The organism is Endozoicomonas arenosclerae, assembly GCF_001562015.1.
Lineage (GTDB): Bacteria > Pseudomonadota > Gammaproteobacteria > Pseudomonadales > Endozoicomonadaceae > Endozoicomonas_A > Endozoicomonas_A arenosclerae.
This window is the reverse complement of the sequence record NZ_LASA01000158.1, coordinates 1-21547: the sequence shown is the minus strand read 5'-3', so window position 1 is coordinate 21547 and position 21547 is coordinate 1. Positions and strand designations below refer to the sequence as shown.

General features: G+C 47.0%; 21 protein-coding genes. 10 read left to right on the top strand and 11 right to left on the bottom strand.

Annotated elements, in window-relative coordinates; genetic code table 11:
• Together WG89_RS32315 and WG89_RS24010 are read right to left on the bottom strand one after the other, a co-directional pair.
• Positions 1-169, bottom strand: a 169-nt coding sequence (locus WG89_RS32315) for a transposase (RefSeq protein ID WP_062260605.1), incomplete at its 3' end; no start/stop codon positions are given.
• A gap of 29 nt (positions 170-198) precedes the next feature.
• A complete protein-coding gene (locus WG89_RS24010) occupies positions 199-858 on the bottom strand; it encodes a queuosine precursor transporter (protein WP_062270243.1) in 660 nt (219 codons plus the stop codon).
• A gap of 195 nt (positions 859-1053) precedes the next feature.
• Here WG89_RS24010 and WG89_RS24005 point away from each other — a divergent pair, with 195 nt between their 5' ends.
• The 3 genes from WG89_RS24005 (at position 1054) to WG89_RS23995 (ending at position 4750) form a co-directional block, all read left to right on the top strand.
• Positions 1054-2241: a sugar diacid recognition domain-containing protein gene (locus WG89_RS24005; RefSeq protein ID WP_062270242.1), complete on the top strand. Its 1188-nt coding sequence runs from the start codon at positions 1054-1056 to the stop codon at positions 2239-2241.
• Positions 2242-2331: 90 nt separating this feature from the next.
• Positions 2332-3597: a GntP family permease gene (locus WG89_RS24000; RefSeq protein WP_062270241.1), complete on the top strand. Its 1266-nt coding sequence runs from the start codon at positions 2332-2334 to the stop codon at positions 3595-3597.
• 19 nt (positions 3598-3616) lie between these two features.
• Entirely contained in the window at positions 3617-4750 is a 1134-nt protein-coding gene (locus WG89_RS23995) for a glycerate kinase (protein WP_062270240.1), read from the top strand.
• Between the two features lie 68 nt (positions 4751-4818).
• Here WG89_RS23995 and WG89_RS23990 read toward each other — a convergent pair whose 3' ends face one another.
• Positions 4819-5037 carry a hypothetical protein gene (locus tag WG89_RS23990; protein WP_062270239.1) on the bottom strand — a complete coding sequence of 73 codons (219 nt, stop codon included), beginning with the start codon at positions 5035-5037 and terminating at the stop codon, positions 4819-4821.
• Positions 5038-5583: 546 nt separating this feature from the next.
• On the opposite strand from WG89_RS23990, the gene WG89_RS23985 reads away from it, so the two are divergent.
• Both WG89_RS23985 and WG89_RS23980 read left to right on the top strand, forming a co-directional pair.
• Complete coding sequence (locus tag WG89_RS23985; protein WP_062270238.1) at positions 5584-7158, top strand: FAD-dependent oxidoreductase; 1575 nt, start codon at positions 5584-5586, stop codon at positions 7156-7158.
• Positions 7159-7312: 154 nt separating this feature from the next.
• On the top strand, positions 7313-8185 hold the full coding sequence (locus WG89_RS23980; protein ID WP_062270237.1) for a LysR family transcriptional regulator: 873 nt from the start codon (positions 7313-7315) through the stop codon (positions 8183-8185).
• On the opposite strand, the gene WG89_RS30630 is transcribed toward WG89_RS23980, so the two are convergent.
• Positions 8182-8355 carry a MerR family transcriptional regulator gene (locus tag WG89_RS30630; RefSeq protein WP_153301796.1) on the bottom strand — a complete coding sequence of 58 codons (174 nt, stop codon included), beginning with the start codon at positions 8353-8355 and terminating at the stop codon, positions 8182-8184. The two genes, WG89_RS23980 and WG89_RS30630, sit on opposite strands and share 4 nt — an antisense overlap.
• Before the next feature lie 393 nt (positions 8356-8748).
• On the opposite strand from WG89_RS30630, the gene WG89_RS23975 reads away from it, so the two are divergent.
• The 3 genes from WG89_RS23975 to WG89_RS23965 all read left to right on the top strand — a co-directional run bounded on the left by WG89_RS23975 (position 8749) and on the right by WG89_RS23965 (position 11624).
• Positions 8749-9489, top strand: a complete 741-nt coding sequence (locus tag WG89_RS23975) for an oligogalacturonate-specific porin KdgM family protein (RefSeq protein WP_062270236.1) — start codon at positions 8749-8751, stop codon at positions 9487-9489.
• Between the two features lie 588 nt (positions 9490-10077).
• A complete protein-coding gene (locus WG89_RS23970) occupies positions 10078-11355 on the top strand; it encodes a serine hydrolase domain-containing protein (protein WP_062270235.1) in 1278 nt (425 codons plus the stop codon).
• Between the two features lie 86 nt (positions 11356-11441).
• Entirely contained in the window at positions 11442-11624 is a 183-nt protein-coding gene (locus WG89_RS23965; RefSeq protein WP_062270234.1) for a hypothetical protein, read from the top strand.
• Between the two features lie 49 nt (positions 11625-11673).
• Here the strand turns inward: WG89_RS23965 and WG89_RS23960 are convergent, their stop codons facing one another.
• Both WG89_RS23960 and WG89_RS23955 read right to left on the bottom strand, forming a co-directional pair.
• Complete coding sequence (locus WG89_RS23960) at positions 11674-12300, bottom strand: outer membrane beta-barrel protein (protein ID WP_062270233.1); 627 nt, start codon at positions 12298-12300, stop codon at positions 11674-11676.
• A 188-nt stretch (positions 12301-12488) separates the two neighbouring features.
• Positions 12489-13763, bottom strand: a complete 1275-nt coding sequence (locus tag WG89_RS23955) for an FAD-dependent monooxygenase (RefSeq protein ID WP_245662971.1) — start codon at positions 13761-13763, stop codon at positions 12489-12491.
• A 348-nt stretch (positions 13764-14111) separates the two neighbouring features.
• Here WG89_RS23955 and WG89_RS23950 point away from each other — a divergent pair, with 348 nt between their 5' ends.
• The gene (locus tag WG89_RS23950) at positions 14112-15467 is read left to right on the top strand and encodes a hypothetical protein (RefSeq protein ID WP_153301795.1); all 1356 of its coding nucleotides are present in this window, start codon (positions 14112-14114) and stop codon (positions 15465-15467) included.
• A 102-nt stretch (positions 15468-15569) separates the two neighbouring features.
• On the opposite strand, the gene WG89_RS23945 is transcribed toward WG89_RS23950, so the two are convergent.
• Positions 15570-15845, bottom strand: a complete 276-nt coding sequence (locus tag WG89_RS23945; RefSeq protein ID WP_062270231.1) for a hypothetical protein — start codon at positions 15843-15845, stop codon at positions 15570-15572.
• A gap of 85 nt (positions 15846-15930) precedes the next feature.
• Positions 15931-16839, bottom strand: a complete 909-nt coding sequence (cdd, locus tag WG89_RS23940; protein WP_062270230.1) for a cytidine deaminase — start codon at positions 16837-16839, stop codon at positions 15931-15933.
• A 286-nt stretch (positions 16840-17125) separates the two neighbouring features.
• Between cdd and murI the strand changes: the two genes are divergently transcribed.
• On the top strand, positions 17126-17923 hold the full coding sequence (murI, locus tag WG89_RS23935) for a glutamate racemase (RefSeq protein ID WP_062270244.1): 798 nt from the start codon (positions 17126-17128) through the stop codon (positions 17921-17923).
• A gap of 10 nt (positions 17924-17933) precedes the next feature.
• Here the strand turns inward: murI and WG89_RS23930 are convergent, their stop codons facing one another.
• The 3 genes from WG89_RS23930 to WG89_RS23920 all read right to left on the bottom strand — a co-directional run bounded on the left by WG89_RS23930 (position 17934) and on the right by WG89_RS23920 (position 20545).
• Positions 17934-19049, bottom strand: coding sequence for a TRAP transporter substrate-binding protein (locus tag WG89_RS23930; protein WP_062270229.1), 1116 nt, complete (start codon positions 19047-19049; stop codon positions 17934-17936).
• Positions 19050-19274: 225 nt separating this feature from the next.
• Positions 19275-19961 carry a hypothetical protein gene (locus WG89_RS23925; protein WP_062270228.1) on the bottom strand — a complete coding sequence of 229 codons (687 nt, stop codon included), beginning with the start codon at positions 19959-19961 and terminating at the stop codon, positions 19275-19277.
• Between the two features lie 95 nt (positions 19962-20056).
• Positions 20057-20545: a hypothetical protein gene (locus WG89_RS23920; protein WP_062270227.1), complete on the bottom strand. Its 489-nt coding sequence runs from the start codon at positions 20543-20545 to the stop codon at positions 20057-20059.
• Between the last annotated feature and the right edge of the window lie 1002 nt (positions 20546-21547).

Below are 21547 nucleotides of genomic sequence, written 5' to 3'. Positions count from 1 at the left end.
GAGGATAAGGAGGTCTTCCGTTGCCACGCTTAGGGTAATAGGGCTCGATTACGGCCTCTAAGCGTTTCCATGGAATCAGAACCTCCATTCTTTCAAGAAAAATTTCCCTACGAGTTCTGCGTCGCTTCTGGCTGAATTCACTGTCGGAAAAAGAGAGTTGTTGGTCCATGACTACCTCTGATCAAGCTGCTGAGATTATTATCTCATGATCAGGGACTTATTCGCAGGTTCCTTAGCATTCTGGTGTTTTCTTAATAAAGAAACACCCAGATAAACCAGAGGCGTATCCAGAGCAGCAATCAACATTTTTACAATCCATTGGCCAATAATCATTTCGCCAATAGGAAACACACCATAAAAAGCCACACCCACAAAAACAGCAGAATCAATTAACTGGGAAGTACAGGTCGATACATTGTTTCTAAGCCATAAATGTTTTTCGTTGGTTGCTTTACGCAGACGACTGAAAATCCAGATATCCAGAGTCTGACTGAACAGAAAAGCAATCAGGCTGGCCATAATGATTCGAGCACTGCTACCCAGAATCTGTTCGTAGGTCTCCTGGCCGTCCCAAAAAGGTGCTGAAGGCCAGACGATTGCCAGCTGGATCAGCGCTGTGACCACCACCATGGTAATGAATCCGGCCAGCACCATGGTTCGCGCTGTTTTTTCTCCGTAGACCTCACCAATAGTATCGGTACAGGCAAATGTGATCGCGTAAGCAAGCACCCCCGCAGGAACGGCATAGCCGGCAATCGTAATTATTTTTGCAGCCAGAACAGCTGCGATGGTCATACCTGCGAAGAACAGTGAAAAGATCAGCATTCTCGGCAGAGGGTATTCCCGGGTCGTTGTCATTTCGACGCCTCGTTTTAAACCGCTGTCGTATTTTCCCGGAGCCAGAACGTCCGGGACCTTGTAGGTGAAGAAAACGAACTCTTCACGCGAAAGGCGCGAAAACTATCGAACCTTATCTTTAGGGTCAATGCGCATTGGCCGTTATGGCTGTAAGCGCTAATATCCTGAGAACTTAACCCTACTGTACCCGATGTTATGCCTGTATACCTGACTGAACCAGTAGCCCAGAGCATTGTCGATCGAGCCATGAGTATTATCGGCCGTAACGTCAATGTTATGGACAGGACAGGTATTATCATTGGCACTGGAGACAATAACCGCCTTCATAAAATCCATGAAGGTGCAGTCAGGGTGCTTGAGACCGGCAACCAGTACGACATAGATGATACCAATGCTGACAAACTTAAAGGTGTACAGCACGGTATCAACAGACCTATTCGATTTCGCCGCGAAGTAGTAGGTGTTGTTGGTGTAACCGGCAAGCCATCTGACGTCTCTCAATTTGCCGACCTGGTGGTCATGACCGCCGAGCTGATGATCGAAAATGCTTCGGTCATGTCCGAGATTCACTGGAATCAACGACAGAGAGAGAACATCATTTCCGAGATGATTCATGGGGAAGCCGAGTCCGACGATCTGTTTGAGGTGAGAACTCGCAAGCTGGGCATTAACCCTCACGTTGCCAGAGTCGCAATTCTTTTCAGCCTGAAAAGCGAGCAGGGCAAGGACCTGCCGGTTGAAAAAGTCGAACACATCCAGCAATTGTTAAAATACAATCACCCTGATGACCTGGTGGCTTTGATCTGCCCTACACAGATTGTGCTTTTGCATACTATTGATGACTCCATTACCTGGCACCCGGATAATATTCTCAAATTTCTGAAGTCCCTTATGCTGCGCATAGAAAAGCTGGGAGAAATTCAATACCGTGTGGCTTTGGGGCGTTTTCTTCCCGGACTTAGAGGTCTGCCTCTTTCTTATCAAAGCGCACAAGAAGCCATGCAGCTTGGCCAGGAGCTGGAGCCCGAAAGAAAGCTTTACCGCTACTTTGATTTTCAACTCGACAGTTTACTGCTTGAACACGTTGGAAGCTGGAAAGGAGAAGAACTCAGGTCCATTGCAGCGCCACTTATAAACATTGATAGTCGCGGAATTTTGAGGAAAACCCTTCGCACCTATATCGACCAGCATGCCGACGCTAATGCCACTACCAAAAAGCTCCATATACACCGTAATACACTTAGCTATCGACTGGATAAAATCCACCAGCTGACGGGAAGAAACCCCCGACGCTTTGACGATCTGATTTTCCTGCATTTTGCCTTGCGACTGGATGAAATCCGAAATTGTGCAATTGCACAAAATTCATATGAAAATAATTGAACAATCTGTTCAACACCACGATCACTCTTAGTACGCTAATCCCGATAATGCCCAGCATTCCAAGTAATTATTTTTTATGCTGGCAACCCAATGATCCAAATAACAACCTTGGGGGCCCTGAGTGGTCTCGCAATCTCTATTGCCCTGATCCTTCGGAGAGTTCCGCCCGCCTATGGCATGATGATTGGCGCCCTGCTGGGTGCACTGATTGGTCTGGCCGACCTGGCTGAAAGTGTGACTCTGATGATTAATGGCGTAAAAGGCATTACGCCTTCCGTGCTGCGTATTCTGGCAGCCGGTGTTCTGGCTGGTGTTCTGATTGAATCCGGCGGAGCCAATGTCATTGCGGAAAAGATTGTTGACGCTGTAGGCGAAGCCCGGGCTGTTATTGCCCTGATTCTTGCCACCATGCTGCTGACTGCAGCTGGCGTATTCGTTGATGTTGCTGTTATCACAGTGGCTCCTATTGCTCTGGCCATTGCCAGCCGAGCCAATATTTCCGTGCTGGCTGCTCTGGTCGCCATGGTCGGAGGCGGTAAAGCGGGTAACATTATTTCTCCGAACCCCAACACCATCGCCGCAGCCGACGCTTTTAATCTGCCCCTGACCCAAGTCATGATGGCCAACCTGGTGCCATCCCTGATCGGCATTATTGTTACTTACATCGTGGCCAAGTCTCTGGTCAATAAAGGCCCCAAGGTGAATCCTGAACTGCTGGTTGATCAGTCTGCAGACTGTCGCCGTCCGGGTCTGTTGGCTGCACTTACCGCCCCTCTGGTCGCCATCGCCATGCTTGCATTACGCCCTATTGCCGGCATTGCCATTGACCCTATGATTGCCCTGCCTCTGGGTGGTGCTGCCGGCGCCCTGGCCATGGGTCGATTCAAGGACATTAATAGTTTTGCCATTGGTGGCCTGCAGCGTATGAGCGGTGTCGCCATTATGCTGATCGGTACCGGCACACTGGCGGGKATTATTGCCAATTCAGGCTTGAGTGATTCCCTGGTTGACCTGCTGAAAGCCTCTGGACTACCGGCTTACCTGCTGGCGCCTTTCAGTGGCATGATGATGTCTGCAGCAACCGCTTCTACCACAGCTGGTACAGCAGTTGCTTCCAATGTATTTGGACCTATTATTCTGGCTCTGGGTATTCCTTCACTGGGCGCAGCAGCCATGATGCACTCCGGTGCAACTGTTCTGGACCACATGCCCCACGGCAGCTTTTTCCATGCCACTGGTGGCAGTGTTGGTATGAACATTAAAGAGCGACTGAAGGCAGTGCCTTACGAAACCCTGATCGGTTTCAGTATGGCTCTGACGTCTACCATTATTTACGGCATCCTGAAGATCGCCTGACAGGGAAGAGTAAAGCCCAATGAAAATTGTCATTGCCCCGGATTCTTTTAAAGAATGTCTGACCGCTGCTCAGGTAGCGGCAGCAATCGAAACCGGCTTTAAGCAGATCATTCCTGATGCAGAGTACGTAAAAGTGCCCGTAGCAGACGGTGGTGAAGGAACCCTTCAGTCTCTGGTTGATGCTACCGGTGGACGCCTCATCGAAGTGCCTGTAACCGGACCTCTCGGCAACCAGATGCACGCAGAGTTTGGTGTGCTCGGTGACGGCAAAACAGCCGTCATTGAAATGGCCAGAGCCTCAGGACTTGAGCTGGTCAGCACGGAGCAGCGCAATCCAATGGTTGCTACCACTTTTGGTACAGGCGAGCTGATCCACAGTGCACTGGATCTGGGCGTTGAGAAGATCATTGTTGGAATCGGTGGCAGTGCAACCAATGACGGTGGTGCTGGCATGATGCAGGCTCTGGGGGTTCGTCTTCTGGATGAGAATGGCAAAGAGCTGCTATATGGCGGTGGCCAGCTAGACAAACTCAGCCGGATTGATGTCAGCAAAATGGACCAGCGTCTGAAGTCGGTTGAAATCATTGCAGCCTGTGATGTCGATAATCCATTGACTGGCGACAACGGTGCGTCTGCCATTTTTGGTCCACAAAAAGGCGCTACCCAAGCAATGATTGAAGCCCTGGATCAGTCTCTGGAGCACTATGCCAGCGTCATGCAAAGGGACCTAAATGTCTCTGTTCGTGATGTGCCTGGTGCTGGAGCAGCCGGTGGCATGGGCGCAGCTTTGCTGGGCTTCCTCAACGCACGACTGGAGCCCGGTATTGAAATTGTCATGGCCGCAGTCGACCTGGCTGAAAAAGTGAAAGGGGCCAACCTTGTCATTACTGGTGAAGGCCGTATTGATGGCCAGACAGCCCAGGGTAAAACACCGGTCGGTGTCGCTCGCATCGCCAAATCAGAAGATCTTCCGGTAGTAGCACTGGCTGGCTCTGTTGGTCAGGGAGTAGACGCGGTTTACGCTCAGGGTATCGATGCATTGTTTCCTGTAGTGCACGGAGCGGTGTCACTGGAACAGGCATTAAAAAAAGGGAAAGAAAATCTGGTCAGGGCAGCCAGAAATCTGGCAGCGGCTTTGACAATGAAACTTTAAGGCTTTAATTAACAAAAGCTTTTCAGGGGCGGTTCTTTGGACTGCCCCTATTCACATCAGAAGAAAAATTACTCTTCAACGGGTACTAATACTTCAGACAAGTGGCAGCTCACCATACCCACCACAAAAATGGTCAGGGCCATACCGGCTCCAGACTGTGCAGAAGCCCAGAGAGTATCTCCCTGCAACACATAGTAATACGCTGTGCCAATAAACAACCAGAGCCACCAGAAGCCCAGGGAGGCGATGGCAGCAATTTTCAGCAGCGCCGACAATGCAATCCTCATCTTTGTATTTTCCTCATTATCAGATGCTCAACAGGAATGTAAAAATTAAATTGTGAGCTACAAGACTAGCGCTGGTGACAAGAATGAGGCATCAGTGTTTAACGCAATATTTGTAATTATTACTCTATAGGCCATGCCAGAGAAGCGTTGATACTTTTAGTGTTGAATACTGAACGATAGTGCACCACATAAATTAAAATGACGGATCTGACTGGAAACCTCTTCCAATTGACGGAAAAAAACCGGTAAACCAATAGATTGGGAGCATCTGAAAGTCAGGACGGACATTTAAATTCATAAGTCGTATTCACAAATAAAAAATCTGCTCTATTTTTTATTAACCATGAAAATTATTTCCCTCATCCTCGCTTATTATTGGAAGGTGAACTGAAATATTTTTCTTCGCCACAGGTTCAGCCTGATGCTTATTCAGGCTTTTCAGGAACCCGGCAGCTTGATCAAATCCAGGGTCGGCAAAGAACAATACATGTTATTAGAGAAAAAATACTCTATAGCAAGCTGCCATATTGCTGAACGCTTTAAAAAATGAAGTATAAAAACATCGCTAAAGCAGCGGCTTGTCTGCTGTGCCTCTTTTGCCTGAGCTTCAGACTCTGGGCAGGGGGTTCTCCAGCTGCGACAAGGCTTTCTGTCGTCATTGTCGGCGGTGGGCCTGCGGCCATGACCGCTGCTCAAACGATTGCCCGATTCAATCCTAATGTCTCTGTTCAGGTGATCAAAAGTCATAGAAGCAAAGGTCAGCTCGAAGAAGCAGGCAATATTGAGAACTGGCCGGGAAGCCCGCTAATTAAAGGGTCAAAGCTGCAGAGTTTGATGGAAGATAAGGCAAGTGCCAGTTCCAGTGTCTCAATCATAGAAGATCACATTGTTGAAACTGATCTCAAGGGAGTTCTGAAAGAGTTACGGGGTGAAAATTCTGTTTATTTTGCCGACATTGTCATACTGGCATCCGGTGCTGAGCCTAACCTCCCCAAAAATCTTGAACCACATAAAGGCACAGGAGTCTTTACCTGTACCGACTGTGACGGCCCCAGATTTGCCAATAAGGATGTTCTGGTGATCGGTGGAGGCCCTTCAGCCATTGAACAGGCTGTCAGCCTGCTCAGCCTGAATGCTCAAAAGGTTCACCTTGCTGTTCGAGGTGACCACTTCAAAGCCGATGAGACCATGATTGAACATCTCTACAACGTTCTGAATCGTAGCAAAAATACCCTATTCCTTTATTATGGTCACAAGCTGGAATCCGTTTATCTCAACCAGGATGGTTTGCTGAATGCCAGCGCGCTGCGACATAAAGGAGGCCGCTTGACCCTTCCTGTATCAGGTGTATTTTCAGCTACCGGGCAAAAACCTAATTCCAGTATTTATCCTGACGTTTGCTTGAACGAAAAGAGCTACGTTCAACGTTATGATTTCAACCAAAACAGATGGTCTCATCCAGAGGGAAAAAGCCGCCTGCTAACATTGGGCACGGCAGACAGTCCCTTCAATACTCGGTTGCTGGCTGCGGCTAAAGGTGCAGCCAGTGCCCAAATTCTGCATAAAGCAGTCACAAAAAACTTCCGCAATGAAAAAAGAAGGGTTGCTGTTCTCGGTGCCGGAATTGGTGGTAAAACTGCAGCCCTCTATGCTCGCAGGGCAGGTTTTGAAGTTTATCTATTTGATCCGGGCAACAGGAAAATGCTGAAGAGTTTCTGGCCGGTTCTGAAAAGTGAATTTTCGCTACACAAAGGTCTTTCCAGACAACTGCAGCATCTTTCAGTAAACATTGTATTGGCTGACTCGATTACCGTAGCGAAAATTGGAGAGCAGTATCATGTCCAAACAGGTGAGTTCACGGTAAGCGTCGATGCCATTATCGCTAATACACTGGAATATTCGGCAGAAAGCCTTGATATAGAAAATGCAGTCCTCGAAGATCTTGAAAAAGATTACACCTGGAGCAACACCTGCCTTGATCTTGTATTTACAGCAGGGGATGTTTCGGAACAGCCGGACCTACCCAGACAAGCCATTACAGCCGCTTACTCCGGATATTTAGCAGGTATTAGAGTGCTTGAGGCGCTTATAACTTTGCAAAATGAAAGTATGAGTGAGTAAGTATCAGAGGCCAAAAATCACCTGCCCTTCCTATATTCAGAACTGGTTCATACTCTGTTTCGGATAAACATTGATAATTCTTTGCATCGCAAGAGTCGACTGAAGACTAATCTCGAGCAAAGAGAATGTTATTGATAGCGAACAGGCCAGGATTATGAAAATTGAAGCCGTTAGAGCTTTCTTGCTGACTCAGGAAACAGGTTCTATTTCTGCTGCCGCTCGAAAAATGAATAAGCCCCGGGTACTGATCAGTAACTGGATCGCTTCTCTGGAAGATGAATGGGGAGTTTCTTTGCTCGACCGGACAGGCTATACCCCTCATTTAACCGATGCGGGCAAATCACTGCTGCCCACCTGCCAATCCCTCCTGACAACTTCGGATCTGTTGGAGCGAAAAGCTCACAGCATGCAGCATAACGAAGAGCAATCTTTTACTTTCGGCGTTGATCAGGCGCTCAAAAAAGACTTTTTAATGCCGTTGCTGGAAGAGCTGGCCAAACAGTTCCCCACTTTGAACCTGACCATGCAAACCGGGTTTGATGATGAACTGCTCAGCAATATTGAAGACCAGTCACTGGATATGGCTTTGATCACTTCAGGGCAAGTACCCATTGATCGTTTTGCCAGCCATCAAACAGGTCATTGTGATTTTGTTGCGGTGTGTCACTCGGATTACCCACTGGCAGAATACGAGCAACTGGAAGTCTCGGATCTGTTCTGTCACCGCCAGATAGGCTCACAGATTCATGATCAGACACGTTTTCAGAGCGATCGCCTGTCTGACAATTTCTGGCAGGTTTCTGACTATTCTGTCGCCGTCGAGCTTGTGAAAAAAGGACTGGGCTGGACTTACTGCCCCAAACACTCAGTTCTGGAAGATATTCGTTCAGGACTTCTGGTTATACTCAACCATCCTCAGGCCGTTTATCGCTGGCCTGTTGGCATTTTCTGGCGCTCAGGCCGTCAACCCGGCACTGTTATGCAAAGCATGATCAAGATGATCAGTGATACCTTCCAGTCTGACTAGGAAGCTTCTTTCAAAGAGCCGTTCATCAGCCATTCCTGAATATCCGACTTCAACCAGTAGGGCAAGTTGGAAAAAGGCAGTCTGACGGGCTTTGGAAAGTCCAGCGCAGTCATAGCATTAGCATCGACCAGACTTTGTACCTGATCCCTGGATAGAAGTTTATTGGTCATAATAGCGATCTCCTTTTAGTGAAGGAATTATAAGATTGATTCTCCTGATTTTTCATTGAGCAACATGTCAAAGTGTGTCTGCTTTCAGTAACAATGAACGCTCAAGATCCGATTTTTGTACAAATAATGACGTATAAGTATTTCAGTTTTATAGCAGCAACCTTTTAACTCATGTAATTCAGTACATCTTTCATTAATCACAGCTCTGGACAAGATAGAAAAATTTCAAGACAGACTCTGTTGTGACCCCACCAAAAGCCATTGATAGCATGCGGGCAGTTATTGACCTCAGTGTATTCCTGAAATCCGGTTCTTCATTCAGCTGATCTGATTGATTCAATTCGGTTGAGCAGACCCTTTTCTGAATCACAATCCAAATCCCCAGGGGGAAGCATGAACGTTAAAGCTCTGGCTTTTGCTATGGCTGCTGGCGCCGTTTTGCCTGCATTTTCTAAAGTTACCGGCGTTGCCGACCTGAACGTTAAAGGTGACGACTATGCACTGGAAGCAGGAGCCAAATTTAATGGCCTATCCATTACCGGTGAGTATGTAGTTGATACGGCCAAGAACAGTGCAAAAGAATTCACAGGTACTGCTAAATATCGTTATGACATTGGCGAGCAGTTCTACCTGGAACCCGTCATTTCCTACACTCGTTCCTTCAAAGACAAAGTGTATGCCGATGGCCCATCCGGTTATCAGTACCGCCCTATTGATACCACTAAAATGGGGCTGAAAGGTGGCTGGAACTCAGACTTTGGCTTATACGCTGCGGCCCGTTATCGTTATGAAATGGGTGGGCTGGAATCCAAAGATTTGGCTTCTATCGGGGGTGAAAAAGGCAAAGAAGAAACTCGGAAAGTTCACAGAACCGACCTGACTTTTGGCTATCAGTTTGAAAAAGTGACTGCTCAATACAATTGGGTACATAAAAAAGCCAAGCAGGATGAGTTTCTGTTTGCGAACGGTAAAAAATCCAGTAACACCCATGAAGTGAAGTTCGCCTACACCGATCTTGGCAGCTTTACCCCCTATGTAGAATTCAGTTTTGAAGAAAAAGGAAAGACCAATACGGTCACTAAAAAGAAAGAAAGCAAGGATTCAGTGAAGGTGGGTATGCAGTTTACATACTGAGTCAGACAGTATCGAACTTGCACCCACTGATTGCTCTTTATAGAGAAGACTCAAGCGTCATTGAATATCCGATTTAAATCCTGCATCTGCCTAGGAGCCTGCCGGACTTAAGACAATTTCGGATGTTTAAAGTGGCAGGGGGATTGTCACGACCTGGCAGTCCCCCTGACAAAATGAAAGGGTTATGCGGCCAGCCTATAGAGCCACAGAGATCCTGAATGATTGCAATTAACCATCCAGCTATTAACCACAGGTAAGGATTTGTCTTGAAATAACTTCCCGGTTTACATAGGGATTCCGTTCACCCTGAGCTTGTCGAAGGGTCGTGGCATTGGGCTTCGACAGGCTCAGCCCGAACGGGTTTGAGAAGGGTTCCACAAGGAAATTATTTCAGGACTATTCCTAAATGTTCATTCTTTTGGTCAGTGCAAGGCTGGCTTGTTAGAAGTATTTACACGCATTACTTGCCTACCACAGAGCACGACTGTCAAAGACAGGGAGCGTTCCGAAAAAGACCCATGAATGTCTACCTGCATTTTCTGGCTGAATATTTTTACTCCCTTTTGATCCTTTCACTGGACTTCTATTGTGAAAAAACAACTTCTCGCCTCTCTTATTGGTCTATCTGCTGCTTCTGTACAGGCAGTCACTTATCACCCCGTCGACACCGAATTTGTTAAGCAAGCCGCTGAGCTGAATATCACGCAGCAAAACTGGGACAGCGGCTCTGCCGCTAAATTGACCCTGAGAAATGCTTATCGCTTCACCCCTTATATGGAGATAACCAAAAACGATTCATTCACTCATGACCTGGGAAAAGCAAAAGGGTTGGATCTTAAAAGACTTCGGTCCAAAGATCTGGATGGTGAGTACAACCTTGAAGTCATACTTCGTGATCGTATGAATACGGAATCGATGGTCATCACCAGAAATGGTCAGTTGATTGATGAATATTTCTGGAACGGTAACGACAAGAATTCAACCCATCTCCAGATGTCGATCAGTAAGTCTTTTACGGCATTAGCCGCAGCGATTCTGGCTGAAGAAGGCAAGATCGATATGTCTCGACCCATCACAGACTATCTACCTGAACTGAAAGCCTCCAAAGGTTTTTCCCGCGCAACCGTTCAGCAAGTTGCAGACATGCGCTCCGGGATCAAGATTATCTTCTCCGAAGGCAAACTATGGGATGATCGAATGACTCAGGCTCAGGACTGGAATGGTAACAACCAATACCCGGAACTGCAGAGTGTTCTGGATTTTGGTCAGCTTGTGGATGCTGCGGATGAAAAAGAAGGAACCGTTTATAACTATCAGTGCATTAATACTGAAATGCTCGGTCTTGTGGTTGAGCGTGTAGCAGAAAAGCCACTGTCAGAAGTCATCGAAGAAAGGCTATGGAAACGGGTTGGTTTTGAAAACAACGCCAAATGGCAGTCCAGCAGGAAAGGCGAGATTGTTGCTTCCGGTGGTCTTAACGCAACCACCCGCGACGTCAACCGTATGATGTATGTACTGGTAAACGGGGGCAAAAATACCAGAGGTGAGCAGATCATTCCTGAAAAATTCATTAAGAATCTGATGACAGGCAATGAAGATGTTCGCAATGCCTGGAAACAGGGCAGTGAATACAAACTGCTCCCAAATGCCTGGTATCAGGATCAGATTCGAGTGATTAACATCCATGGCCACAAGATTCTGGCTTTTCTCGGGATTCATGGTCAGATAGCTGTTGGCGAACCAGAAACAGGTATCGTTATCTCCATAAACAGCAGTCAGGAAGAAAGACAGGCTCCCCGTATTATTACAATGGCATTTGAAAGCGTACTGCCAACCCTTTTGGATGCAGTGAACAGACAAAAGTAATCTCACTTGTTGATTATTAAGCCCGGAGCAAAGCCACAAATTTTCTCCGGGCCAAACGCTTGAACAGTTTCTGAAAACATCTTCTTTTGACAGACCATAAAAAAGCCCGATCAAAGGATCGGGCTAAAGCTTACACACACACAGGAGAACAGAATCAAGAGGGTGGATACGCTCTCTCCTCTGTTCAGACCGGTGAAACGACATCCATGCTTCCCGGTCACTGGCAGCAAGACACACAACAAGCTGCCAGAGAGTTAATGAGGCTGTAACTCATTAACAGACCTTAGTCCTTGCAGGTCCAAACTTGAAAACAGGTTGTCAGAAACGGTAGGCAGCAGACAGGTAGGCCTGCTTGGAACCTTTGCTGGTGAACTCCAAACTATGGCCATCATGCTTTGCTTTGATGGAATTATTGGAACGGGTGTATTTCATACCCAGTTCGAGATCAACCGGTCCTGCAGAAAACAGAACGCCGGCTTGTGCACCGTACGCAAGGGAAGAGTCTTTTTTGCCAAGGGCTTCAACTCTGTTCACACCCAGGCTTGCACCTACAAATGGACGCACAGGAGAGTCTTTCAAGAAGACATAATCACCAGAAACCATAACACTTTGCTGATCTTTAATTTGATACTTACTGGAACCACCGGCACGCTTAACGGCTTTATTAAACTTATCCGCATCATTCCAGGAGCTTTTGTTAAGAGAGGCATAAATACGCACATTTTCGTCAATGTACTTACCAACCCGGATGCCAATGCTCTTGCCCTTAAAGTCTTTGGAACGAGTTTCTTTAAGCGTGCCCCCAGGAATACTTTCCTTATGCTGAGCTTCTACCTTATCCGTGTTTGTTGCTCCTTCCAGACCAACAAACCAGTCTCCAGCCATGGCAGAAGAGGACATAACAGCAACGGTCATCACCGCTGCAGCTGTAAATACTTTTTTCATGGATGACTCCAGTGCTATCCAATGAGGGAATGAATATTTAGTGTTGCTTCGAACTAACGCCGAAGTCGCCGCCTATTTTCCATGACGGACTTCATTCATTCATTTCGGAGTCTGTAATAAAAAAGCATCAAAGATATTTGAGAGTAGAGACGCCACAGGAAAGGGCTTCCTGTGGCAGGCAAGAAGGATCAGGAAGCTTTAGCCAGTTTCGCCTGGCGACCTGAAATACCCATGGCGTATTTCATGACTTCTTTCACTGCAGGTGTTGATTTACCGGCAATGCCCAAAGCAACATTTCTCAGCACCTTGAGCGGAGCATTGTCGTTACTGAAAGCATGATAAAAAGCGTCCATCGTGCTCATCATTAACTGATTATCCCGTCTACGAGCTTTTTCATAACGCTGAAGTACTTCAGAACTGCCAAGGGATTCCCCTGCTTCATGCGCATCTGTCAGTATTTCTGCCAGCCAGGCAACATCCTGAAAGCCCAGATTAACGCCCTGACCCGCCAGTGGATTAATGGTGTGAGCAGAATCACCCGCCAATACTGCCCCATTGGCGAAATAGTTCATGGCATGACGGCGAGCCAGTGGAAAAAAGCCCCTCTCATGCAATTTGACCAGCGGTGGCAACTCTTTCGGAAAGGTTGTGGAGAGTTCTTCGAGAAATTCACTGTCAGACAGCTTCATCAGCTTTTGGACATTCTCCGGCAGGTTATACCAGACAATGGAAGCATAACTTTTGCCATCAATATCTGGCAGAGGCAGAAAGGCTTCAGGGCCAGTCCTGGTGAAAGCTTGCCAGGTAATATCCTGCATGCCTCCTTCAACCTCAACAGTAGCTACCAGACACTGTTGCTCATATTCACGGGTATCCAGACGAATGTTAGCCTGATCACGTACTCTTGACTGTGCTCCGTCAGCCCCTATGAGCAAATCTGCCGTAAACAGGCGGTCATCTTCCAGAGTTATTTCCGGCTTTGAGCCTTTAAGGTTGAGGCTTTTGATAGTGGCAGGAGCCAACAGTGTGACGGACTTAAGTTCATCCAGTCTTTTTAACAGTCCCAACTGAGTCACACGGTTCTCAACAATAAAGCCCAGCTGCTCCTGACGAATGTCTGCTGCATCAAAAACGGTTTGATTCGGCCGCTTATCCAGCTCCCTGCCGGACGGAAAATGCAGTTTTTCCCAAACAGCCATGCGCCGGTATGGACACATTCTCATGGCTTCCATGTATTGCCAGGCACCCAGGTTCTTCAGAATCTGTTCCGATGCATAGCTCAGTGCCGAGACTCTCAAATCCGGTAATTGATCAGGCTCGAACGATGCAGGCAAAGCACGATCAAAAACCGCCACCCGGACACCTTTCAGGCCTAAAGCGCAGGCGATTGCGGCCCCCACCATACCTGCGCCAACCACCAGTACATCAAAGTTTTCTGATTTCACCATAGCCTGACTTCCCATCAGCCCACTCTCTGCGAATAACCGGGCTATATGACCACAGGGCCGTGGAATGCTCAACTCTTCAGATCAAGGGATGGATGAATAGCCCTGAATACAGCCACAATTTTCGTTTGAAAGACCCAACAAGCATGAAAACCAATCGTTTTCTTGCTGTTTTTTCCGTTCATTAAAATAAATTTCCCCAACACTGCTGATTCAATGCAGCCATTCAAATAACAAAAAACATAATTAAAAATTTATCTTCTTGCATCTCAATCAAGCGCTGCTAAATAAAGTGTCATCACAAATAAAATTCTTTGAGCGAGTATTAAAATGCAGTATCGGTTTCTTCCGATAGTCCCTCTCCTTGTGTCATTTTACAGCGAAGCAGGGCAATGGCAGGATGCTACCCGGTTTCAGATGCCTCCTTCCCGACCAAAAACAGTGGACTTGAATGATCTTCCTCAACAGGTATTGGAAATCAATGTAGCGCAGTGGCTTCAGGCAGGTTTTAATCTGCCAGTACAGATGCCCAACAATGAAACCAAAGCCTCTTTAGAGTTGAATGTTTCAACCTCTGGTAACACCCGTATTCAGGTATCAGAAGCCAGTAATGGTGTTGTTGTCACAACATTTAAAGCTTCCGAAGGTTTAGCGAAAACAACTTCTGTATTAGAGCAGGATTATCTGAAACTTCTGAATATTCTAACCCTGAACAACATTAAGTTAGTCTTCGATTCTCAAGACAATGCACTGAGCTTTTCTTTTCAGGGGAACACTTTCATCCTTTCCGAATTCAGTGATGCTGAGCTTTCTGATCCCCACCAATCATTCCTTATCTCTTCCGTCTCATTAATGCCGGAAGTCCTTCAGTTGATTACAAGCCTGATCCAGTATTTGAATGAGTATTCTTTAGCAGGAGCAACAACCTTTCCGGGAGGCACACTCGAACCAGGTGATGTGAATGAATATTATGTGCTCCCTGGCACGGATCTTTTTCCAACCTCACTAAACACCAGCTTCTGTACGGGAAGCAGCTACTGTATTCCACTCAGTCAGTTTGCCTGGCTGGTTTATTCGGGACAGGGAAAAGCAGCCATAATCGGCGACCCTTATCACTCCGATGAGCCTATGGATGGTAAAAAAGGGGGTAAGAAAAAGACGGCCTATAAACCTGCTCCTGCCGGATTCACTAACTTTCGGGTTGGAAACACCAGCAATGGCGGTATCGGGATAGGCAATGGTTCAAACTCTGGAGACGATGGTGATGGTGAAAAGCCCAGAGAAACCGATTACTCCCGAACACCTCCAGCAGCAAAAAATGAGTTTGAGGATGATGAAACTTATTTTCAGTCACCTCCGGATGATGATGCTAATGAGCGGGATGCTCAGTTAAGATCTGATCAGGAAAGATCAGGAAATGCCTTGCTGACACGAGACGCAGTTCAAGGCCGAAGAAATGGCAGACAACTGCTGGATGTTGTGGGTGGTGAATCTGAAGGTTCAAAGGAAGCTTCACCAAAACCATCCGCACCACCAGAAGCGCCCACTGCTCCTGATCAGGGACCTCCTGAAACCGGAACAGTTGTAACCACTTTTGACGCGGATACCTGGCTGCCGGACGATGACGAAGAGACTATCATCGACCCTTCAAACAAAGGAAGGCTTCCGAAAGGTATGTCATCCAGAGAGCAAGATTTATTCATCAATATTGATGATATCTAGAGCAGCTAAGTGTTATTCACCGTACCGTTCGCACTGAGCCTGTCGAAGTGCATCAGCAGCATCCTTCGACAAGGTATATTCAGGTATTAATGCTTGGCTGAGCTAGGAGCCTGAATCTTCCTCATTCTCACCATCTTCTTTTTGCCGGGCACGGCGCTCGGCAAGCTTTCTGGCTTTACTGCGTTTTTTCTTACGCTTTTTAGAGGCTTTGCGGGATCTGAGATTGCGAGCGGATTCAGGCCCGCCCTCTTCATGGGGAACAATTGGCTGGTACTCATCATCACCCTGTTGAGCACCTTTACCCTGGTCACCTGAGCTTTTGTTCGGGTTCTCGCCATAATCCAGGGCAGTAGAAGTAGAAGACGGATTAATCTTCAAGAGTTTCGCTTCCTTGCTGACCTATACGTTCAGTTTATCCCGAAATCGTTGTCAGCGGTAGGAAGCGGCGATATCCAACTCTGAATCAGAGCTGGATGTAGCGAAGGGCAATACCGTACTTGTCCAAAAAAGAAACGGCCAGTTCTTTCTGGGATGACTTGGTCGGCTGTTCCACCATGACCGCTTCTTCAATCATGTCATCAGGGTTCTGGAGCAAAGCCAGGCGCCAATTTACAGCAGCAGACTCCATAGCGGTAACGCCTGGATTAAAGGCAGCATTGGCACCATACCGACCGGTTACAATACGTCCACTTTTAAGTCTCAGAGCTATTCCTGCACGGCTCTGGCAGACAGGAGCATAACTTTTTGAAGCCGCGAACAAAGCAACTTCTGCCAGTTCGTCGCCTTCGAATTCAGCAGGCAGATCCATTGGATAACTCAGATCGCACATCAGAGCTCCGTCTTCCATACCCAGATCAGCCGGTCCAAAACGATCCGGAAGCAAATCACCTATCGAATAATGTTGGGCAGAATCCCTGGAGTCGCTGTGAACAATCACTTGCAACTGGTCTGCTCTGCATAATTCATTGAGAAATTGTCGACAATGACCGCATGGCGCTTCATTTACCACAAGTCGCTTCAGACCTTGTTCACCTCTGTGCCAGGCATTTACAACAGCAAACTGTTCAGCGTGTACTGTCGCTTTCAATGGCAGTCCGGTAAATTCCAGGTTAGCTCCCAGATAAAGGGAACCTGACAGACCTTCAGCCACAACACCTACATGGAAGTCGGAGATCTCAGCAACACTCAGGGAAGCCGCCACAGGCAGCAATTGAATCATGAGCTCTTCTAAAGAGAGGCCCAGAGTTATCTTTAAAGCCTCAACCTGAGCAGCATCGAGCTTACCCAGTTGAGCGGGAATCTTCTCGAGGACAGAGGTAGCAGAGGCGGGGAATTTGGCGATTTTTTGATTAAAATCTGAAGTGATTTGCATCGCTTTTACCACAGCAATGATGTATGGAAAACAACCATACCGTAATATAGATATCTTTCCACCCTGAAATTGCCTTTACCCCTGTTTCTCCAACCTGATACCTATAAGTAGGTACATTCTTCAAGCGTTTTCCCTGTAGGGTTTCAGCCATCTGTCAGCCAGAAACTGCATTCTTACAGGTAGCGTACCCCAGAGCTATTTTTTGACTTATGGCTGTTTGCAAAGGCGCACAAACGCTCTAGTCTATGCTGTTTACATTCAGCTCACTGGTACCATCATTCATCCCATGCAGCAAAAGCCTATCGTGATTTTCGACTCCGGCGTCGGAGGTCTCAGTATTTATCAGGAGATCAGGCAAAAATTGCCTTTCCTGTCCGTTGTTTACTGCTCGGATAATGAAGGCTTTCCTTACGGCCCTAAGCCAGAAAGTGATGTAGTGGACCGAACCACTTACTGTCTTACCCGTTTGGTAGCCCAATATCAGCCTGCTTTGGCCATCATTGCCTGCAATACAGCCAGCACCATATCTCTTCCCAAGGCTCGGCAACTATTGGATATTCCTATTGTCGGTGTTGTCCCGGCCATCAAGCCCGCCAGCCAAACTTCAAAAAAGCGCTGCATCGGCCTGCTGGCAACGCCCGGCACCGTTGAAAGGGATTACACCGATCAACTGATTCAGGATTTTGCCGGTGATTGTGAAGTAATTCGGGTGGGGAGCAGTGAGCTGGTGCATCTTGCAGAGCAGCATTTGCGTGGTGAGGCCATTAACCCCGATGAACTGAAAAAAATTGTTGAGCCACTGTTCAATGGTAATAACTGGCCTGACTGTATTGTTCTGGGTTGCACTCACTTCCCGCTGGTGCAGGAGCTTCTGGACTCCGTTGTTCCAGCGCCTGTTACCTGGATTGATTCCGGAGAAGCCATAGCCCGCAGGGTAGCTGACCTAATGGCAGAACATCATGCTCACCATGAAGGTCCTGTAGAGCATTGTTTCCTTTACACCGGTTCCGAAGAATCCATGACTTCCCTGATACCTGCTCTGAAAGCCATGGATTTCTCAGAAATTACCGGTCTGGATCACTGACAGGAGAAAGTCAGAGATCCCTGGCCTGGTAGTAAGCCACTTCGGAGATGTTGTGGTACTCCACAGACTGTTGGCGGAAGGCGTCATAGGATTCATAAATCCGTTTTGCCAGCTCACTGTCGCCTCGAGTTTCAGCCACCACGTCTTCAGAAATCGTCTTCAACTGTTTTAAAACATCGTCAGGCAATTTCTTCAGCTGCACATCATGCTCTTCCACCAGCTGTTTGAGTGCTGCGTTGTTTCGAGCTGTGTACTCGTCAATCATGTCCTGATTCACAGCACGGGCCGCAGTAGTGACAATGGCCTGAAGATCAGCAGGCAGGGCATTCCACTTGTCCAGGTTCACTGTAAACTCCAGTACAGTGCCTGGCTCATGCCAGCCTGGATAGTAGTAATACTTGGCTGCTTTATAGAGACCAAAAGCCAGGTCGTTGTATGGGCCTACCCACTCAGTTGCATCAATGATTCCTGTCTGTAAAGCGGTAAAGATCTCACCTCCAGGCAGGTTAACTGGCACGCCACCCAGGCGCTTGAAGACTTCACCGCCCATTCCTGGAATACGCATCTTCAGACCTTTCAGGTCTTCTACTGAGTTGATCTCTTTATTAAACCAGCCCGCCATTTGCACCCCACTGTTTCCACCCGCAAACGGCTTGAGGTTGAATGGCTTGTAGAGTTCATCCCAGAGGGCCTGACCACCACCGTAATGAATCCAGCTGCTGACTTCCTGAGCATTCAAACCATAAGGAACGGTAGCAAAGAACTGGGTAGCAGGCTCTTTGCCCTTCCAGTAATAAGCACCACTGTGCCCCATGTCAGCTGTGCCATTCGATACGGCATCAAAGACTTCAAGGGGAGGCACTAGCTCACCACCACCATAAACTTTAACCTTAAGACGACCGTCGCTCATTTGATCAACAAGCGTGGCAAAACGCTCAGGTCCCATACCCAGGCCCGGAAAGTTTTTCGGCCAGGAAGTGACCATCTTCCATTCATAGGTTTGTTGAGCAGGCTCGGCTGGCGCTGCAGAAGTTGTTGTTGCAGAAATGTCTGGCTCACCACAGCCAGCAAGGAGAGACGCGGTTGCAGCCAATCCGATGGATGCAAGAAAGTTACGGCGTTTCATGAACCCTACCTGTTCGTTGTTGTTTTTATTCTTTATTTCCCGCTCTGTCAGACAGTACAACCACTTTCATGATTCCGATGAGCGTCACTAAGGCTTTTCACCCATACCTGGCAAAGCCTTGTCGTAGAAGATAGTAGGGAGTTATTGAATCAGGTACAACCTGCCAGTGCTCAAAACGCTATTCTCCAGCGAGCATTGACAGGTATCGAGGTTTACCGGATAAACTCAGGGTAACTGCCCACCCTGGAGGCTGAAGTGTATCTGCATGCTGTCGCCGTTCATCACCATAGTGTGCTGATGATCCCAATCAATATTACGAATCACTTTATCTAGCACAGCGTCCACATGGCTTTCGTTTCTGAGACGGATATCCACCATACAGCTTTCTGATCGACAGCTAACCCCTTCCAGATCCACTCCTTCCAACTGGTTGTCCTGAAAGTCGTCATAGAGCGTGGCAGCGATATCAGGCTCTATGCCTCTATTAACCTCCTGGGCATAATGAGCCTCTTCCAGACTTTCTGCTATCTCTTCACTGCTTTGGAGCGTTTCAGAATCAGCGTATGCTGCACTCTCTTTATTTTCTGATCTGAAAGTTTCTTGTTTGTGATCAGATTGTCTGACCTCTATTTCATCAAGACGCCGATGCAGCAGGTTAATCTCCTGAGCAATAATCGCGGGATCGATTGTTTCCTGGCGCTGTGTAAAAAAACTTGTTTCAAGATCACTTTGTTGATCCAACCGCTTATTAAGTTCGCTCAACTCTTTTTCAAGGAAATCAAGCGTTGCTGCATCTCTGGAATTGAGTGACCCATCCTGCCCACTTTTAGTAAAGAACAGATTCAAAACCAGTGTTAATCCAAGAGAGAATGTAACGGCAATGATTAAAGTCGTTATGTTTGGCTTATCCATGTCTTAGCTCTCTTCTTCAATCCCTGTCAAACAATATGGAAGCGGCAAGCAGTCTACTGACAACTAACTCGCCGCTATTCTTAATCAATCAAGCGTTACAACTCGTTTGTAGAATAAGAATAAACACCGGATGCAGAAGCACCCGCCTGCTTTGCAGGCACTTCGCAATACATATGCATAGTGTCTTCTGTTGGTCCTTCATTCAGGTTATTAAAGGTCAACTTCTGGGTTGTAAAGGAAGTCCCTGCAGAATACTTCACAGAACCGGAAGCAGAAGTACCGGTGCTGCTGACTCGGTAAAATACACAGCGGACATTTTCAGTACTGTGCTGATCCCTGACCCGAATCCAACCATTTGAAGCGGTATTGTTCGCAATGGTGTCGTCACGCACCAGAGGACAGGTAACAACCAGTTTGTTGGTAGTAGAATTGTTCTGGATATAGCCGAAATACTGGCTGTATTTATAATTATCGCCAGATACTACTTCGCAGGTTGAGGCCTGATAGTTTTTTACGTCTGCTGCTTGAGCCCCCAAAGAAAGCATTGCAACAAGAGCCATTGATGCACCCTTTAAGCCTTTCATCTCTGATTCTCCATGTCTTGAAATTTTTTCTTAAAGAATTCCCTTTCCTACTCGAATACCCCCCCGGAGAGAAAAACCAACTCACTCACTTCGATACAAAAAGAAAGGGAATAGGTTTGCCATCAAATACAATCAAAACTCATTTGAGAGCGAAATCAACGTAACACAGAGTTCGTTTTGTTCTATTAACAAAGGTATTAATTAACAATAAATTCACTGAAGCTTTATATTAATTTCCACTGTTTTTTTATTAATGAAAAAAAATCGTAAGGTTTAATAAAAAAAGCTAATCAACTTCTGATTAAAAAAAATAATCGAACTTTGTTTAACCGTTTTCTGGCTTGAATTGATTCTATACAGGACCGAATAATCCACGAAAGAATGCAGAGCAGGTAAACCCTAAAAACAGAGGCGGTAAACTGAAAGCAAGAACCATGGCTGCCATAGGCATAAACGCTATTGATGAAAAGAGATAGCAGCTGCAGGCAGTTCCGAAACCACCAATGCCCATGGATAGTAAATTACCAAAGCTAAAGCTGGCAGGCTGTGCAGCAGAATTTGATGGTCTTCTATTCCTGGGAGGTACCGGAGGGGGAACAGGAGGTTGAGAAGACGGTAGAGACTCTCTTCTCGGAGGCGGCGTTGGGGCTGGCCCGGAATAGGGCAACGCTCTGTGCGACGATGGAACTCCATGCATGACTCTCACCTCCCTGTTTAAGCCAACAATTATCCGAAAAACACTCACTGCAGAGATTTAGACAGAGCAATATTATAAAAGTTCCCTCTAGCAGCCTGTCGGACTTGAACCCATAAACGCAGTTCAAGTAATTTCAGACTCTGACTATTCCGGAGAGAACTTATAAAACCCTCTCCGGCGCATTACATTTTCAACTTGTCCTTATGATTTTTCTCACTCTTGGCCTCAGATCAGCCCAATAGTGCCACAGATAAGTCGCCAACAAGACCAGTTCCAACCACTGCTCTTCATTCACTTGTTTCAGG

Excerpts from the sequence above, each read along its gene's own strand:
- WG89_RS23990 (WP_062270239.1), bottom strand. The coding sequence starts at position 5,037 with ATGAGGATTGCATTGTCGGCGCTGCTGAAAATTGCTGCCATCGCCTCC.
- WG89_RS23920 (WP_062270227.1), bottom strand. The coding sequence starts at position 20,545 with ATGAAAGGCTTAAAGGGTGCATCAATGGCTCTTGTTGCAATGCTTTCT.
- WG89_RS24005 (WP_062270242.1), top strand. The coding sequence starts at position 1,054 with ATGCCTGTATACCTGACTGAACCAGTAGCCCAGAGCATTGTCGATCGA.
- cdd (WP_062270230.1), bottom strand. The coding sequence starts at position 16,839 with ATGCAAATCACTTCAGATTTTAATCAAAAAATCGCCAAATTCCCCGCC.
- WG89_RS23960 (WP_062270233.1), bottom strand. The coding sequence starts at position 12,300 with ATGAAAAAAGTATTTACAGCTGCAGCGGTGATGACCGTTGCTGTTATG.
- WG89_RS23975 (WP_062270236.1), top strand. The coding sequence starts at position 8,749 with ATGAACGTTAAAGCTCTGGCTTTTGCTATGGCTGCTGGCGCCGTTTTG.
- WG89_RS23980 (WP_062270237.1), top strand. The coding sequence starts at position 7,313 with ATGAAAATTGAAGCCGTTAGAGCTTTCTTGCTGACTCAGGAAACAGGT.
- WG89_RS23985 (WP_062270238.1), top strand. The coding sequence starts at position 5,584 with ATGAAGTATAAAAACATCGCTAAAGCAGCGGCTTGTCTGCTGTGCCTC.
- murI (WP_062270244.1), top strand. The coding sequence starts at position 17,126 with ATGCAGCAAAAGCCTATCGTGATTTTCGACTCCGGCGTCGGAGGTCTC.
- WG89_RS23925 (WP_062270228.1), bottom strand. The coding sequence starts at position 19,961 with ATGGATAAGCCAAACATAACGACTTTAATCATTGCCGTTACATTCTCT.
- WG89_RS23955 (WP_245662971.1), bottom strand. The coding sequence starts at position 13,763 with ATGGGAAGTCAGGCTATGGTGAAATCAGAAAACTTTGATGTACTGGTG.
- WG89_RS24010 (WP_062270243.1), bottom strand. The coding sequence starts at position 858 with ATGACAACGACCCGGGAATACCCTCTGCCGAGAATGCTGATCTTTTCA.
- WG89_RS23995 (WP_062270240.1), top strand. The coding sequence starts at position 3,617 with ATGAAAATTGTCATTGCCCCGGATTCTTTTAAAGAATGTCTGACCGCT.
- WG89_RS23930 (WP_062270229.1), bottom strand. The coding sequence starts at position 19,049 with ATGAAACGCCGTAACTTTCTTGCATCCATCGGATTGGCTGCAACCGCG.
- WG89_RS30630 (WP_153301796.1), bottom strand. The coding sequence starts at position 8,355 with ATGACCAATAAACTTCTATCCAGGGATCAGGTACAAAGTCTGGTCGAT.